Annotated in this window: 10 protein-coding genes; 5 read left to right on the forward strand and 5 right to left on the reverse strand. The window is 36.9% G+C overall.

Annotation, left to right across the window (positions count from 1 at the left end; translation table 11 throughout):
- Positions 1-32: 32 nt before the first annotated feature.
- Together gltB and AC6EIY_RS06370 are read left to right on the forward strand one after the other, a co-directional pair.
- Positions 33-4,622, forward strand: coding sequence for a glutamate synthase large subunit (gene gltB / locus AC6EIY_RS06365; protein ID WP_498506134.1), 4,590 nt, complete (start codon positions 33-35; stop codon positions 4,620-4,622).
- A 10-nt stretch (positions 4,623-4,632) separates the two neighbouring features.
- Positions 4,633-4,959 carry a YciI family protein gene (locus tag AC6EIY_RS06370; protein WP_498506135.1) on the forward strand — a complete coding sequence of 109 codons (327 nt, stop codon included), beginning with the start codon at positions 4,633-4,635 and terminating at the stop codon, positions 4,957-4,959.
- Here the strand turns inward: AC6EIY_RS06370 and lipA are convergent.
- Together lipA and cobJ are read right to left on the reverse strand one after the other, a co-directional pair.
- Positions 4,947-5,816 (reverse strand): lipoyl synthase, encoded by an 870-nt coding sequence (gene lipA / locus AC6EIY_RS06375; RefSeq protein ID WP_498506136.1) that lies wholly within the window; start codon positions 5,814-5,816, stop codon positions 4,947-4,949. The two genes, AC6EIY_RS06370 and lipA, sit on opposite strands and share 13 nt — an antisense overlap.
- 134 nt (positions 5,817-5,950) lie before the next feature.
- Entirely contained in the window at positions 5,951-7,732 is a 1,782-nt protein-coding gene (gene cobJ, locus AC6EIY_RS06380) for a precorrin-3B C(17)-methyltransferase (protein WP_498508164.1), read from the reverse strand.
- Between the two features lie 593 nt (positions 7,733-8,325).
- On the opposite strand from cobJ, the gene psaA reads away from it, so the two are divergent.
- Together psaA and psaB are read left to right on the forward strand one after the other, a co-directional pair.
- Complete coding sequence (psaA, locus tag AC6EIY_RS06385) at positions 8,326-10,632, forward strand: photosystem I core protein PsaA (protein ID WP_498461538.1); 2,307 nt, start codon at positions 8,326-8,328, stop codon at positions 10,630-10,632.
- Between the two features lie 21 nt (positions 10,633-10,653).
- Positions 10,654-12,882: a photosystem I core protein PsaB gene (gene psaB, locus AC6EIY_RS06390; RefSeq protein WP_498506137.1), complete on the forward strand. Its 2,229-nt coding sequence runs from the start codon at positions 10,654-10,656 to the stop codon at positions 12,880-12,882.
- A 264-nt stretch (positions 12,883-13,146) separates the two neighbouring features.
- Here the strand turns inward: psaB and AC6EIY_RS06395 are convergent, their stop codons facing one another.
- Together AC6EIY_RS06395 and AC6EIY_RS06400 are read right to left on the reverse strand one after the other, a co-directional pair.
- Positions 13,147-13,674, reverse strand: a complete 528-nt coding sequence (locus tag AC6EIY_RS06395) for a photosystem I reaction center protein subunit XI (RefSeq protein WP_498461540.1) — start codon at positions 13,672-13,674, stop codon at positions 13,147-13,149.
- 36 nt (positions 13,675-13,710) lie between these two features.
- Complete coding sequence (locus tag AC6EIY_RS06400) at positions 13,711-13,827, reverse strand: photosystem I reaction center subunit VIII (protein ID WP_498461541.1); 117 nt, start codon at positions 13,825-13,827, stop codon at positions 13,711-13,713.
- Between the two features lie 132 nt (positions 13,828-13,959).
- Between AC6EIY_RS06400 and AC6EIY_RS06405 the strand changes: the two genes are divergently transcribed.
- On the forward strand, positions 13,960-14,442 hold the full coding sequence (locus AC6EIY_RS06405; protein WP_498506138.1) for a HEAT repeat domain-containing protein: 483 nt from the start codon (positions 13,960-13,962) through the stop codon (positions 14,440-14,442).
- Here the strand turns inward: AC6EIY_RS06405 and AC6EIY_RS06410 are convergent.
- Positions 14,400-15,362 carry a glycosyltransferase family 2 protein gene (locus AC6EIY_RS06410; protein WP_498506139.1) on the reverse strand — a complete coding sequence of 321 codons (963 nt, stop codon included), beginning with the start codon at positions 15,360-15,362 and terminating at the stop codon, positions 14,400-14,402. The genes AC6EIY_RS06405 and AC6EIY_RS06410 overlap by 43 nt on opposite strands.
- Positions 15,363-15,374 lie beyond the last annotated feature (12 nt).

Genomic DNA, 15,374 nt, shown 5'->3' on the forward strand with positions numbered 1-15,374 from the left:
TGCAAGAAAAGAAAAATAGTAAGTTAAAAAACATGCATCAACGACCCTCAAGATCAAATTGGCCTTATTGCGATAGCACCTATCCAGATGCCTTCTCTGGGGAAAAAGATTCTTGTGGAGTTGGATTCATAGCGAGCGTCGAGGGCAAGCAAAACAATTGGGTCTTGTCTCAGGCTTTACGTGGGCTGAGTTGCATGGAGCATAGAGGCGGATGCGGGGGAGATAGCGATTCAGGTGATGGCGCTGGGATTTTATGCGAAATTCCATGGTCATATCTAAAGCAAGTTTGGCAAACCGCTAAAGAATGTGAGACTAAATCATCAGGAATAGGGATGATTTTTATGCCTAAAGATGAAAAGAATAGGGAAATATCAAAAAAAATATGTGAACAAGAAGCTGAATATTTAGGCTTAACTTCTAAAGGCTGGAGAGATGTTCCAGTTGATAATGAAGTTTTAGGAAAACTTGCAAAAGAAAATGAACCCTTTATTACACAATGGATAGTTGATATTCAAGATCAAGAAATTAGTCTTGAAGCTTTGCTTTTCAGACTAAAGCAAAGGATTTCCAATCGGGCAAATATAGAATTAAAAGAAGATAAACTAGGTCTCTATATATGCTCTTTAAGTAACAAAACAATTGTATATAAAGGAATGGTCAGATCTGAGATACTGGCTCCTTTTTATAAAGATCTACAGGACGACAGATTTAAAGTTTCATATGCGGTTTACCACAGAAGATTTAGTACGAATACTTTACCAAAGTGGCCATTAGCTCAACCCATGAGACTTTTAGGTCATAATGGAGAAATAAATACACTGCTAGGAAATATAAATTGGGCGAAGGCAGCTGAAACGGATATAAGTTCAGTATGGGAAGACAATGCAAGTGATCTAAAACCGATTGTCAATAATTTATTTAGTGATTCAGCCAATCTTGATTTAACTCTTGAGCTATTGGTTCGAAGCGGCCGACCAATAACTGATAGCTTATTAACACTTATACCTGAGGCTTTTAGAGACCAACCTGAGTTAATAAACAAACCTGAAATCACTGCTTTTTATGAATACGCTGCAGGGACTCAGGAGCCATGGGATGGGCCAGCATTAATAGTTTTTACTGACGGAAGAAACATAGGAGCAACACTTGACAGAAATGGTCTAAGACCAGCTCGCTATTGCATCACTAAAAATGGATATGTTGTTATGGGATCTGAAACAGGTGTTGTTGAATTAGATGAGAATCAAATTCAAGAAAAAGGTCGGCTAGGACCCGGTCAAATGCTGTCAGTAGATTTAGAAAAGAAGAGGATTTTACGAAACTGGGATGTCAAAGAAGAATCAGCAAACAGATATCCATACTTAGATTGGTTAAAAGCAAATCGTATTAATCTCAACAACCAAAATTGGGAAGTAAATAATAAATTTAATAAGCAAGAGTTACTACAGCAACAAATTGCATTTGGATTTAGTGCAGAAGATTTTGATTATATAATCAATAGCATGGCTGCAAATGCAAAAGAACCAACTTATTGCATGGGAGATGATATTCCACTAGCCATACTTTCCAAGAAATCACATATTCTTTATGACTATTTCAAACAAAGGTTTGCACAAGTAACTAATCCTCCAATTGACCCTCTCAGAGAAAAACTTGTTACGAGCTTAGAAATGCACCTTGGTGTTAGGAAAGCTCCATTATCTCCAAAAGCAGAATCTGCAAGACTAGTTCATATTAAATCACCAGTTATTAATGAGAAAGAATTAACTTCAATAACAAAATCTGGTCTTAATTGCAAGAAAATATCTACATTAATTCCTACAGATAACCCTGAACTAAGCCTAGATAAAGGAATTAAATATCTATGCCAGGAAGCAGAAAATTGTGTAATTAATGGCGGAGAAGTACTAATCCTTTCAGATAGAAATATTAATCGAGAAAAATCATACATTCCTCCTCTTCTAGCTGTTGCGTCAGTTCACCATCACTTACTTCGCAAGGGACTAAGGCTAAAAACTTCAATAATTATAGATACAGCTCAATGCTGGAGTACCCACCACATAGCCTGTCTAATTGGATTTGGAGCAAGTGCAATTTGTCCATGGTTAACATGGGAAACTACTCGCCATTGGTGGCAACTACCTAAAACTCAAAAACTGATTTCCGATGGGAAGTTGTCTAATTTATCCATAGAGATTGCTCAAGAAAATGTTAAGAAAGCAATGGAGGATGGATTAAGAAAAATACTTTCAAAAATAGGAATCTCTGTTTTAGCAAGTTATCATGGAGCACAAATTTTTGAAGCCATAGGTATTGGTGCAGATTTAATTGATTTAGCTTTCAAAGGAACGACAAGTCGCATAGCTGGACTCACTCTTAGAGAATTATCAATCGAGACAATTTCGTTTCATAAAAAAGCGTTTCCAGAGCTAGAGCAAAAAAAACTTGACTTTAATGGATTTGTTCAATATCGAAATAGTGGAGAATTTCATTTGAATAATCCTGAAATGTCAAAAATTCTTCATGCTGCAGTCAAAGCTGGGCCAGGATATGACCACTTCAAAACTTATCAACAACTACTAGAAAGTCGTCCAGCAACAACCCTAAGAGATCTACTTACTCTTAAAAAAGCTGCACAGCCTTTACCTCTCGATCAAATAGAGAGTGTTGAGAGTATTTGTCAAAGATTTTGCACCGGTGGCATGAGTCTTGGCGCACTATCAAGGGAAGCCCATGAAGTTCTTGCAATAGCAATGAACAGAATTGGAGGCAAAAGTAATAGTGGTGAAGGAGGAGAAGATCCCGCTAGATTCAATATCCTTGAAGATGTTGATGAAAATAATCAGTCAAAAACCTTACCCAATATCAAAGGACTTTTAAATGGAGATACAGCTTGTTCTGCAATTAAACAAATTGCGTCTGGCCGATTTGGTGTAACCCCTGAATATTTAACTAGCGGAAAGCAATTAGAAATCAAAGTAGCCCAAGGAGCAAAACCTGGAGAAGGTGGACAATTACCTGGAGCAAAGGTTGATGAATACATAGCCAAGCTTCGCAATAGCAAGCCAGGTGTAGCTCTTATTTCACCTCCTCCTCATCATGATATTTACTCCATAGAAGACCTGGCTCAACTTATTCACGACCTACATCAAATAAATCCAACTGCAAAAGTGAGTGTAAAATTAGTTGCCGAAATAGGTATTGGCACAATTGCAGGGGGAGTAGCCAAAGCAAATGCTGATGTAATCCAGATTTCAGGACATGATGGCGGAACGGGTGCCTCGCCACTGAGTTCAATTAAACACGCTGGTTTGCCATGGGAACTTGGATTAACTGAGGTTCATAGATCTTTATTAGAAAATGGTCTGCGCAAAAGGGTTTTGTTAAGAGCAGATGGAGGTTTAAAAACAGGATGGGATGTCCTGATTGCGGCTTTACTTGGAGCAGAAGAATATGGTTTTGGAACAATCGCAATGATCGCCGAGGGTTGCATCATGGCGAGGATTTGCCATACAAATAAATGTCCAGTCGGTGTTGCAACTCAAAAAGAAGGCTTAAGAAAAAGATTCCCAGGTTTACCAGAACATGTGGTGAACTTCTTTATCTTCGTAGCTGAGGAGGTAAGACAATTGATGAGTCAAGTTGGTGTAGCAAAAGTCGAAGATCTTATTGGAAGAACAGATTTATTAATTCCAAGGAACCTACAACTAACAAAAACAAAAGAGGTTGACCTTTCTAGCCTTCTCAAACCTTTAAAAAACTCAAAAGATCGTTCATGGTTGAGCCACGAAATAGATGCTCATAGCAATGGAGAAGTTCTTGAGAATGCTCTTCTCAAAGATCAAGAAATTTCCAATGCAATTAAGACCCATGGAAGCATCACTAAAGAAATCTCAATAGTTAACACCGACAGAAGTGTTTGTGCACGGATCTCTGGAGTAATAGCTAAAGAATATGGGAACAAAGGTTTTAAAGGGAATTTAAATTTAATATTTAAAGGTTCAGCGGGGCAAAGTTTTGGTGCCTTTATTTTAAAAGGAATGAATATTTTTTTAGTGGGAGAAGCTAATGATTATGTAGGCAAAGGCATTAACGGAGGCTCAATTACCGTTGTTCCTGAAATCATCAATCACACATCCAACGCTCAAGTAATACTAGGAAATACATGTTTATATGGAGCAACGGGTGGAAAATTATTCGCCCTTGGAATAGCAGGAGAACGTTTTGGAGTTCGCAATAGCGGCGCTCATGCTGTTATTGAAGGAGCGGGGGACCATTGTTGCGAATATATGACTGGGGGAGTGGTTGTTGTTCTGGGAAAAACCGGAAGAAATATTGGAGCAGGGATGACTGGAGGGATAGCATTTATTCTTGACAAAAAAAATGAAATTCACTTAAAAATAAATAATGAAATTGTTGAGGTCCATAATCTGACTTCAACTAACCAAGAGAAATTCTTAAAGGACCTAATTATTGAATATCTTCAGAAAACTAAAAGTCCCATAGCAAACAAAATTCTCTCAGATTGGTCTTCTTGGAAAAAGTTATTTAAGATAGTAGTTCCTCCAAGCGAAAAAAATAAATTAGGTATTCAGGAACAACTTGAGAAAGCGACAATATAGAAAGATAAGAATGCCTATATTTATTAAGACTGAGAAGTTTAAAGATAAAACCTTAGAATTATCTAACGATGAAAGGAAAAAACATTTATTAATGCATAAAGAATGGGTCAAAGAGATGAATAAATTAGGCCATTACATCCAAAGCGGATATTTAATAAATGAAAAAAAAATTCCAGGCGGAGGGGGGTTATTAATTCTTGAAGCTAAGGATTATTTAACAGCAAAAAAAATCATAGCGAATGATCCCATGATAAAAAATGATTTAGTCAACTGGGATCTTCAAGAATGGATATCAATTGATCGAAGACAGCCAAAGTTTTCCAATTATCTTGGATGAGACATCATTAATTTTTTCACTTCTCCAGCGTGATAGCTACTTCGAGTTAATGGTGAGCTAATTACTTGTAAAAATCCTAATTTATTTTCTCCCTCAATACGGTAACTATCAAATTGCGAAGGAGATACAAATCTATTGACAGGTAAATGTTTTGGTCCTGGTGACAAATATTGGCCAATAGTTACTATGTCGACTTTATGTAGATGCAGATCATAAAGAACGCTCAAAATCTCTTCATCCGTTTCTCCTAATCCAGCCATTAAGCCTGATTTTGTATATACTCTTGGCCAACCTTCACGAACTCTTTTTAATAATTCCAAAGACCTTTCATATTTTCCTTGAGGTCTTACTCTTGGATATAGCCTTGGAACTGTCTCAATATTGTGATTTAGAACGTTTGGAGCAGCATCCAAAATGACTTTTAAAGCATCCCAATTACCACAAAGATCTGGAATTAAGACTTCAATAGAGGTAAAAGGAGATTTGCTTTGAACGGCTTTAATACATTTCAAAAATTGACTTGCGCCACCATCCTCTAAGTCATCTCGATTCACCGAAGTTATTACAACATGAGTTAAGCCCATCCTGTAAACAGCTTCACCTAAACGATCAGGTTCTGATGGATCTAAAAGCCTTTTGGAGTTATCAAATGAGATATCACAATAAGGGCATTTCCGAGTGCAAGCAGGGCCCATGATTAAAAAAGTAGCAGTACCCCCTGCAAAGCATTCTCCGATATTTGGACAACTTGCTTCCTGACAAACTGTATTGAGTTTTAAATCAACTAATAGATCAGCAACATTGCCAATCCTCTCTTGCTGTGGTGCCTTAACACGTAACCAGTCTGGTTTAAGCAAAGCTCTTTTAATAACAAACTAACTTTAGAAAGAATTTCCAGATTGACTTGATTTTTTAACTTCTTCTCAAGTTGATAACAAAAATAAGCTAAAAACAAAGTATTTGACTTTTTGGGTTAAAAGAATATAAAAATTTAATCAAGGGAATAGCCTCTGGGTGTTAAAAATTTATTGTTTTTGATAACACTCCGACTATTACCAATAACCAGAATCGTAAGCATATCGACCTGATCAAATGGCAAAGTTTCGAGAGTATGCAGTTCTATACTTTCCTCTGGCCTCCCAAGCTGCCTAGCAATAGCAACAGGTGTGCTTGGTTTGCGAAATTCAAGTAATAAATCAACTGTCTTTTTCAGCTGCCAATAACGTTTAATTGATTTTGGGTTGAATATTGCAAGAACAAAGTCACCAATAGCTGCACTTTTTATTCTCTTCTCAATTTGATTCCAAGGAGTCAAAAGATCACTTAAAGAGATGGAGCAAAAATCATGCATAAAAGGAGCTCCTAGTTTTGCAGCAGCCATTTGGAAAGAACTAATACCTGGATGAACTTGAAATAAAGGTCTTGAATCAACCCTTTCATTTAGCCAAAGTTCAAGCGCCAATCCTGCCATTCCATAAATTCCACTGTCTCCAGAAGAAATCAAAGCAACCTTTACTCCCTGTTTCGCAAGATCAAGAGCATGATGACAACGATCTTTTTCAAAAGTTAATTCTGAATCGATTCGAACCTGATCATGACCTCGTATGGCTTCCAAATAATTTAAGTAAGGACCATAACCAATCCAAACAGCACATCTAGTCAAAACTTGGCGTGAGTCAGAAGTAAGCATTTCTAATTTTCCAGGCCCACTACCAATTAAATGCAATTCACCTTTATGGGGAGCAAAAGGTTTATCAAGCTCTACCAATGCAATAGTTACAGCCCCAAATTCATCCTCTTTGGCGTAATAGATTTGTTTTTCTTGTATTAACCTTCCACTCTCTGCTCCCTGAGAAATTGCTGCCGCCTCAGCTACTGAGGGGGTTCCCATTTCTTTTAAAACCACATTTGAGGGAGTAGGGACCTTTACTTTTGAAAGTTCAAGAGCACTAAAAAAATTAATTGGCCATTCATTTTTTTTTGATAAATTCAATAATCCAATTTCATCATTTTTTTTATCAATCGTTGCAATACAAGCGATTGAAAGAAGTGACAACCCTTTTTCAGAAAAAGACTCATTAATTGCTCTTTTAATCAATTTTTCATCAGTATTTCTCTCGCAACCAATTCCGATAATTATTGATGATGGATGCCATGAACATATGCTTTTTTTCTCTTGACCTATATATAAATCGATATTTTTAGAAGATATCTGATCATTTTTTTCTAAAAAAGAAAAATTTGAGCAAGCTTTCAACTTATGCCATAGTTTCGAGCCTTTAGATTGAAAAACAAGATTTTTTCGCCCCCTAGCTTGTTTAATCATTAAATTTCGCCAATCAACATTATCTCCTCCTCTTTCCCAACCCCAACCTTTGCCAAAACAATCCAAGGATATTTTTCTTTCAATAAATGAATCTGAGGTAAAAATCGCTTCTGCTTCTAAAGCTGCTGATAATTCATTTGCAAACATATCTCCCCCTTGTTTATGGCCTCCCAATAAAGGAATAATATTTTTAGCTTTTGAATCCATAACCAGTATCGCTGGATCATTTTCCTTAGAACTGACGAAAGGAGAAATGAGCCTAACTACTGCTCCGATTGAACCTATAAAAATTAATTTATTGTTTTTCTGCCAATGATCTTTTAAAAAAGCTTTAGGCATTGATTGAATCAAACCTGAAGCTTTTTCTTCGAATAAAAAATCTGATCTATACGACATGAAAATGTGATCAACATGATTAGATGCCTTTAATCTTTCGAGCAAAGGCAAAGAACTCAAAGAAAATCCAAATGCAATTCTTTTTGGAGTATTAACTAAAGGTTTTTCCAGAACAAAAATAAGAAACAGCTTTATTTTGATGCATTTCAATAAAATGCCATAAAAAAGATTCGCTAATGATTAAAAAACAATTTTTAAAATGTATAAAATAAGAGTATATTTGCCTATGAATAAGCACTTAAAGAGTGCCTAGTAAGCGAAAAACGTTACGATAACTAGGATAAATAGCTATTTGGACGAATCTTAATTTAAGATATCTATCACCAAAACTCCTATCTGAAATTTGATTGATTCTTTATTTCACCTCTCAAAAAATTGAGGTTAAGCAAAGTTTCGAATTTCGAATTGACACAAAAATAAAAGTGTAGAACATTTGTTACACGTGACCGTAGTAACTGAATCTCTGTTTTATGATTGTGACATAACTAAAAATCACAAATTCAATTACCTTTCAAGGTAGGTCTTGAATTCCTAAATCTATCCACGGAACTAGCTTTTTTTCATTAGTTTTTCCCTCTAGATTTAACAACTAATCTGAAAAGATTACCCACCCACCTCGATCACATTCCTAAAGGAATCACTCGATGACCATAAGCCCCCCAGAAAGAGAACAAAAAAAAGAACCAGTTCTCGATAAACCTATCGAAACTGATGCAATCCCTGTAGATTTTTCCAAGCTTGATAAGCCTGGTTTTTGGTCTAAAACCCTTGCCAAGGGCCCAAAAACTACCACTTGGATATGGAATCTTCATGCTGATGCGCATGATTTTGATACCCATGTTGGAGATCTACAAGAGACTAGTAGAAAGGTCTTTTCAGCTCACTTTGGACATTTAGCAGTCATCTTTATTTGGATGAGTGCTGCTTTTTTCCATGGAGCTCGCTTTTCCAATTATTCAGGCTGGCTAGCCGACCCAACTCATGTGAAACCTGGAGCGCAGGTTGTTTGGCCAATAGTTGGTCAAGAAATGCTTAATGCTGATTTGGGTGGTAATTATCACGGAATACAGATCACATCAGGAATCTTTCAGATGTGGAGAGGCTGGGGTATTACTAACGAAACAGAGTTAATGGCTCTAGCAATTGGTGCTTTGCTAATGGCTGCCATTATGCTTCACGGGGGTATATATCACTATCACAAAGCTGCTCCTAAGCTCGATTGGTTCAGAAATCTTGAATCTATGCTCAATCACCACATTGCTGGTCTTGTTGGTTTAGGTTCAATTGCTTGGGCTGGACATTGCATTCACATTGGTGCACCAACTGCAGCGATCATGGATGCAATTGATGCCGGTAAGCCTCTGATTATTGATGGCATTCCTATTGCTTCAATTGCGGATATGCCTCTGCCTCACGAGCTTTGCAACCCTGCCATTGCTAGTCAAATATTCCCTGGTCTAGCTGGAAGAACAGTTGAAAATTTCTTTACGACTAATTGGTGGGCGTTCAGTGATTTTTTAACTTTCAAAGGTGGTCTAAATCCTGTTACAGGTAGCTTATGGATGACAGATATTTCTCATCATCATTTGGCATTTGGAGTACTAGCTGTATTTGGTGGACACGTATATAGAACAATGTTTGGCATTGGCCATAGCCTCAAAGAGATATTAGATAATCATGCTGGAGATCCAATTCTTTTCCCTGCTCCAAATGGTCACAAGGGCATTTATGAGTTTTTAGCTAATAGTTGGCATGCTCAGCTTGGCTTAAACCTTGCAATGATTGGCTCCTTGAGCATCATCATTTCTCATCACATGTATGCGATGCCTCCATATCCTTACTTGTCGATTGATTATCCAACTGTTTTAGGTCTCTTTACTCATCATATGTGGATTGGAGGCTTATTCATAGTTGGTGCTGCAGCTCATTCTGCTATTGCAATGGTTAGGGACTATGATCCAGCTCTTCATATTGATAATGTTCTCGATAGAGTTCTAAAAGCTAGAGATGCACTAATAAGTCATCTTAATTGGGCTTGCATGTTCTTAGGTTTCCATAGCTTCGGTTTATATATTCATAACGATGTAATGAGAGCCTTAGGAAGACCTGCAGATATGTTTAGTGATACAGGAATCCAACTTCAACCTGTATTTGCTCAATGGATTCAAAATATTCACCATTCAGCTGCTGGATCTACAACGCTCGCAGGGGCAAATGTAAATCTTCAAAGTGGATTAGTGAGTGAAGTTTTCAATGGTTCTGTAAGTCAAGTAGGGGGGAAAATTGGAATTGCCCCTATTCCACTAGGGACTGCAGATTTTATGATTCACCATATTCATGCATTTACTATTCACGTAACACTTTTAATTCTTCTAAAAGGTGTCTTATTTGCTAGAAGCTCCAGACTGATACCTGACAAAGCAAATCTTGGTTTTAGGTTCCCTTGCGATGGTCCAGGAAGAGGAGGCACATGCCAAGTATCTGCTTGGGATCATGTTTTCCTTGGTTTATTCTGGATGTACAACGGACTTTCAGTTGTTATCTTCCATTTCTCATGGAAAATGCAAAGTGATGTTTGGGGCTTGACTGGAGGCAATTTCGCTCAAAGCTCCATAACAATCAATGGATGGCTAAGAGATTTCCTATGGGCACAATCTTCTCAAGTCCTTACAAGTTATGGTCAACCCATAAGTATGTATGGATTGATGTTCCTTGGAGCACATTTTGTATGGGCATTTAGTCTTATGTTCTTATTTAGTGGTCGTGGCTACTGGCAAGAATTATTTGAGTCAATAGTCTGGGCTCATAATAAACTTAAATTAGCCCCCACTATTCAACCAAGGGCTTTATCAATTACTCAAGGTCGCGCGGTTGGAGCAGCTCATTTCCTTCTTGGAGGAATAGCTACTACATGGGCCTTCTTCCATGCTCGCTTAATAGGTCTCGGCTGACCCTTTCTGATTTCTTAAAAAATGGCAACTAAATTTCCATCTTTCAATCAGGGTCTTGCTCAAGACCCCACAACCAGAAGAATCTGGTACGGAATAGCTACTGCTCATGATTTTGAAAGTCATGATGGTATGACTGAAGAGCAGTTATATCAAAAGCTTTTCTCCACACATTTTGGACATCTAGCAGTAATTGGTCTTTGGGTTGCTGGAAACCTTTTTCACATCGCTTGGCAAGGCAACTTTGAACAATGGGTTCTAGATCCACTTCATTCTCGGCCAATTGCTCATGCAATTTGGGATCCACATTTTGGACCAGGTCTTACTGAGGCATTAACACAAGCAGGAGCTACATCTCCTGTAAATATTGCTTATTCGGGTTTATATCATTGGTGGTACACAATTGGGATGAGAACTAATGAACAACTTTTTCAAGGCGCAATATTTATAAACATTCTTGTTTGCTGGCTGCTATTTGCAGGATGGTTACATCTTCAACCAAAGTACAGGCCATCTTTAGCATGGTTCAAGAATGCAGAATCTCAATTAAACCATCATTTATCTGTTCTTTTTGGATTCAGTAGCATTGCTTGGACTGGTCATTTAATTCATGTTGCAATACCTGAATCAAGGGGTATACACGTTGGCTGGGATAATTGGCTAACTGTTATGCCTCACCCGGAAGGGTTAACTCCATTCTTTTCAGGAAATTGGGGCGCCTATGCTCAAAATCCTGATTCTCTTAATGCAGTTTTTGGAACCTCTGAAGGAGCTGGAACAGCTATATTTACATTCTTAGGAGGTCTTCACCCTCAAAGTGAATCACTATGGCTAACTGATATAGCTCACCATCATTTAGCCATAGGTGTTGTATTTATAATTGCTGGTCATATGTATAGAACTAATTTTGGAATAGGTCATAGTCTTAAAGAAATTGTTGAAGCACATAACACAAGTCATCCAAAAGATCCACATAAAGGTTATTTCGGGATAAAGCATAACGGTCTTTTCGAGACAGTTAATAACTCACTTCATTTTCAACTTGGTCTTGCTCTTGCATCTCTAGGTGTGGCTTGCAGCCTAGTTGCACAGCATATGGGTGCACTACCTTCATATGCATTTATCGCAAGGGATTACACTACTCAATCAGCCCTATATACCCATCATCAATACATAGCGATGTTTTTGATGGTTGGTGCTTTCTCTCATGGAGCAATTTTCTTTGTTAGAGATTACGATCCAGTACTAAACAGAGATAATGTTTTAGCAAGAATCCTTAGCACTAAGGAAGCATTGATTAGTCACTTAAGTTGGGTAACTATGCTTCTTGGCTTTCATACTCTTGGAATTTACGTTCACAATGATGTAGTTGTAGCCTTTGGAACTCCCGAAAAGCAAATTCTAATTGAACCAGTTTTCGCTCAGTTCGCTCAAGCTGCAAGTGGGAAGATGATGTATGGCTTTAATGCTTTATTAGCTAATTCCGCAAGCTCAGCTTCAATAGCAGCAAGCTCCATGCCAGGAAACCATTACTGGCTTGATATGATCAATAGACCTGATGCGCTAACGAATTTCCTACCTATAGGACCCGCAGATTTCCTGGTTCATCATGCTATTGCACTAGGACTTCATACAACTGCTTTGATTCTTATTAAAGGTGCCCTTGATGCAAGAGGAACTAAATTAATTCCAGACAAAAAAGATTTGGGATTTGCGTTCCCTTGTGATGGACCTGGTCGTGGAGGTACATGTGATAGCTCTTCTTGGGACGCTACTTATTTAGCAATGTTCTGGGCTTTAAATACAATTGCTTGGATAACTTTTTATTGGCATTGGAAGCATTTGGCAATTTGGATGGGCAATACGGCTCAATTCAATGAATCAGGCACCTATTTAATGGGCTGGTTTAGAGATTATCTGTGGCTTAATAGCTCTCAGTTAATCAATGGTTATAACCCCTTTGGAGTCAATGCTTTATCACCATGGGCTTGGATGTTCTTATTTGGTCATCTAATATGGGCTACTGGATTTATGTTCCTCATATCTTGGAGAGGTTATTGGCAAGAACTTATTGAAACTCTAGTCTGGGCTCATCAAAGAACACCAATAGCTAACCTTGTCGGTTGGAGAGATAAGCCAGTTGCATTGTCAATTGTTCAAGCCCGTTTGGTTGGTCTATCTCATTTCACTTTTGGAAACTTTATAACCTTTGGAGCTTTTGTTATAGCCTCAACTTCAGGTAAGTTTGGATAATACTTTATACAACTAAAAAAAAAGAACACTATCTATTGGGTAGTGTTCTTTTTTTTGAAGTTGTATTACTAAGTTAACTTTAGCTAGTTAATAAAAAAACAAAAAGTATCAATTTAATCGTAAAAAGACAGATAAAAATAAGCTAAATTTAAAAGAAAAAATATGAGCTTTGAGTTTTTATTCCTATTATTCAAGTTAATAATAGGAATAAAAAGCCCTATTAAAATAGGGGCTTTTTATTAAAACTTCTTCTAGGAAAAATTTTTAGGCTCCTAATAAATGATATTCTTTGATCAGAGGAAGGACAGTATCTAAATGCAAAGTACCAATAAGCAGCCAAGCAAAAACAACACCTCCAGTACCTCCTAACCAAAAACCATTTGTAAAATCAGTCCATCCTGATCTTGTAAATAGGTCAGCAGGAGGATTCATAACAGTTGCATCCGGTGGTTGAACATTAGGGGACTTACCAGGTGCATTATAAAGGATAAAAAGTGCTGTTAATATTTGAATAGCTCCAACTCCACCGAGCAATCCTGCTGTCAAAGCAAAATCAGTATTTCGAAGAGGTCCAGTCATAGAAAAAGGGCCAAAAAGTAAATAGCCAAAAATTGCTCCTGTTTCAAGGCCTCTAAAATTTGGAGACAAGCCCTCTCTATATACTGGCAAATTATTAATAACCATCCTTGTAAACCAACCACTATTAACAGGGGTTTGAAGATTACCAACCGTTGGATCTTGAACTGTTTTTACAGCCCATTTCTGCATAAGTGTTTCTTTAGATTCAGTCATAGGAATAAGCTAACGTTGACAAAATAAAATTTAAAATTATTCAGTTGCAGTTATATATCGTCCAAGCATCACTATCGATACTGCAGGAATCATAATTCCTACAAGAGGAACAAGAATACTTGGAAGCAAATTCGTAGCAAGTTCGCTAGTCATTACTTTTTTAAATAAATCAATTATATTCTACTGAATTCTTTTCTTCTTAAGTGAAGTAAATACCATTGATGACATAAAAGTTTAATCCGTTTATCTTATAAAAATAGAATTAATACTCAAAAATTTTTCATAATGAATCAAGTTTTTGCAGGTGGTTTAGCTCTAATTATTGCTTTAATCCTTTGGAGTTCAAAAAAACAATCCAAGGCATCAGCTTTTTTCAGATCTGAAAAGGATTCCTTTTCAAAGGCTGAGTTAGCATCATCCGAGTTAATCATCGATAAGAGTTTACAAAATCAAAAATCAACAACAAAGAATAACAAAAATACGAAGCCTTTTTCACAGCCAACTTCACTTAATTCAATAGAAACAAAAAAACAATTAACAAAATTAATCTCTAGCAACCCAAGTGATCGACTATTAGCCATTCAAATTGCTAGTCAATGGGATAACAAGAAAGCATTGCCATTTTTAAGAAGAGGATTAAAAGATTCTGACAGTAGCGTTGTTATTGCATCTGCTGCTGGCATTTCATCTTATAAAGGAAAAACTATTGATATAGATAAAAATTCTCAAGATTCTCGTCCTCCTCGAAATGTCTCTCGAATGCGATAAATTGGTCTATTTTGACTTTCATGATAAGTGCGGATCTGAAGTTCTCCAAGCAATCCAAACCCAAAAAGTTGAACTCCAGTCACTGCAAGAAGCAAAGCAAAAATAAGTAAAGGTCTATTCCCTATATCTTCTCCTAAAAGTTTGATGGTTAATAAGTAAAAACTTGTTATGAGGCTCCCAATAATTGCAAGAATTCCACCAAAACCAAAAACATACATAGGTCTAGTTAAAAATCTATTCATAAACCATACAGTCAACAAATCCATTAAAACTCTAAAAGTTCTATCTATTCCATACTTACTAGATCCATATTGACGAGCTCTATGATTTACTTTGACTTCCGTAATCCTAGCTCCTTCAATATTTGCGAGAACAGGCAAAAACCTATGCAATTCTCCATACAATCTCATATCTGTCAGTACTTCTTTCCTATAAGCCTTTAAAGAACATCCATAATCATTAAGTCTAACACCAGTAACTTTCCCGATTAACCGGTTAGCAATTTTTGATGGAAGCTTTCTACTTATAGCGGCATCTTGCCTTCGATATCTCCATCCACTTACAAGATCATATCCATCCCTAATCTTATTAACTAATAAAGGAATATCTTTAGGATCATTTTGCAAATCACCATCAAGTGTGACGACTATCTGACCAGAAGAAATATCAAATCCTGCTGCCATAGCTGCAGTCTGTCCATAGTTTTTACGTAGAAGAACTCCAACTAATTCTGGTATCTCAAAGCTTAGTTTTCTAATTACCTCTGCGCTGTCGTCTGAGGAACCATCATTTACTAAAACTAATTCAAAAGTTTCTTCCGTAGGCTCTAAAACTTCTAATAACTGATTAACCAAAACAGGAAGACTTTCTTCTTCGTTATAGATAGGAACAACTATTGATAAGGTGACATTAGAATTCATTCAAAACTCCTC

It is taken from the genome of Prochlorococcus sp. MIT2304 (genome assembly GCF_059772405.1).

Bases quoted from the DNA above. Each gene is read 5' to 3' on its own strand.
- AC6EIY_RS06370 (WP_498506135.1), top strand. From the start codon at position 4,633: ATGCCTATATTTATTAAGACTGAGAAGTTTAAAGATAAAACCTTAGAA.
- psaA (WP_498461538.1), top strand. From the start codon at position 8,326: ATGACCATAAGCCCCCCAGAAAGAGAACAAAAAAAAGAACCAGTTCTC.
- AC6EIY_RS06410 (WP_498506139.1), bottom strand. From the start codon at position 15,362: ATGAATTCTAATGTCACCTTATCAATAGTTGTTCCTATCTATAACGAA.
- AC6EIY_RS06395 (WP_498461540.1), bottom strand. From the start codon at position 13,674: ATGACTGAATCTAAAGAAACACTTATGCAGAAATGGGCTGTAAAAACA.
- AC6EIY_RS06405 (WP_498506138.1), top strand. From the start codon at position 13,960: ATGAATCAAGTTTTTGCAGGTGGTTTAGCTCTAATTATTGCTTTAATC.
- psaB (WP_498506137.1), top strand. From the start codon at position 10,654: ATGGCAACTAAATTTCCATCTTTCAATCAGGGTCTTGCTCAAGACCCC.
- AC6EIY_RS06400 (WP_498461541.1), bottom strand. From the start codon at position 13,827: ATGACTAGCGAACTTGCTACGAATTTGCTTCCAAGTATTCTTGTTCCT.
- gltB (WP_498506134.1), top strand. From the start codon at position 33: ATGCATCAACGACCCTCAAGATCAAATTGGCCTTATTGCGATAGCACC.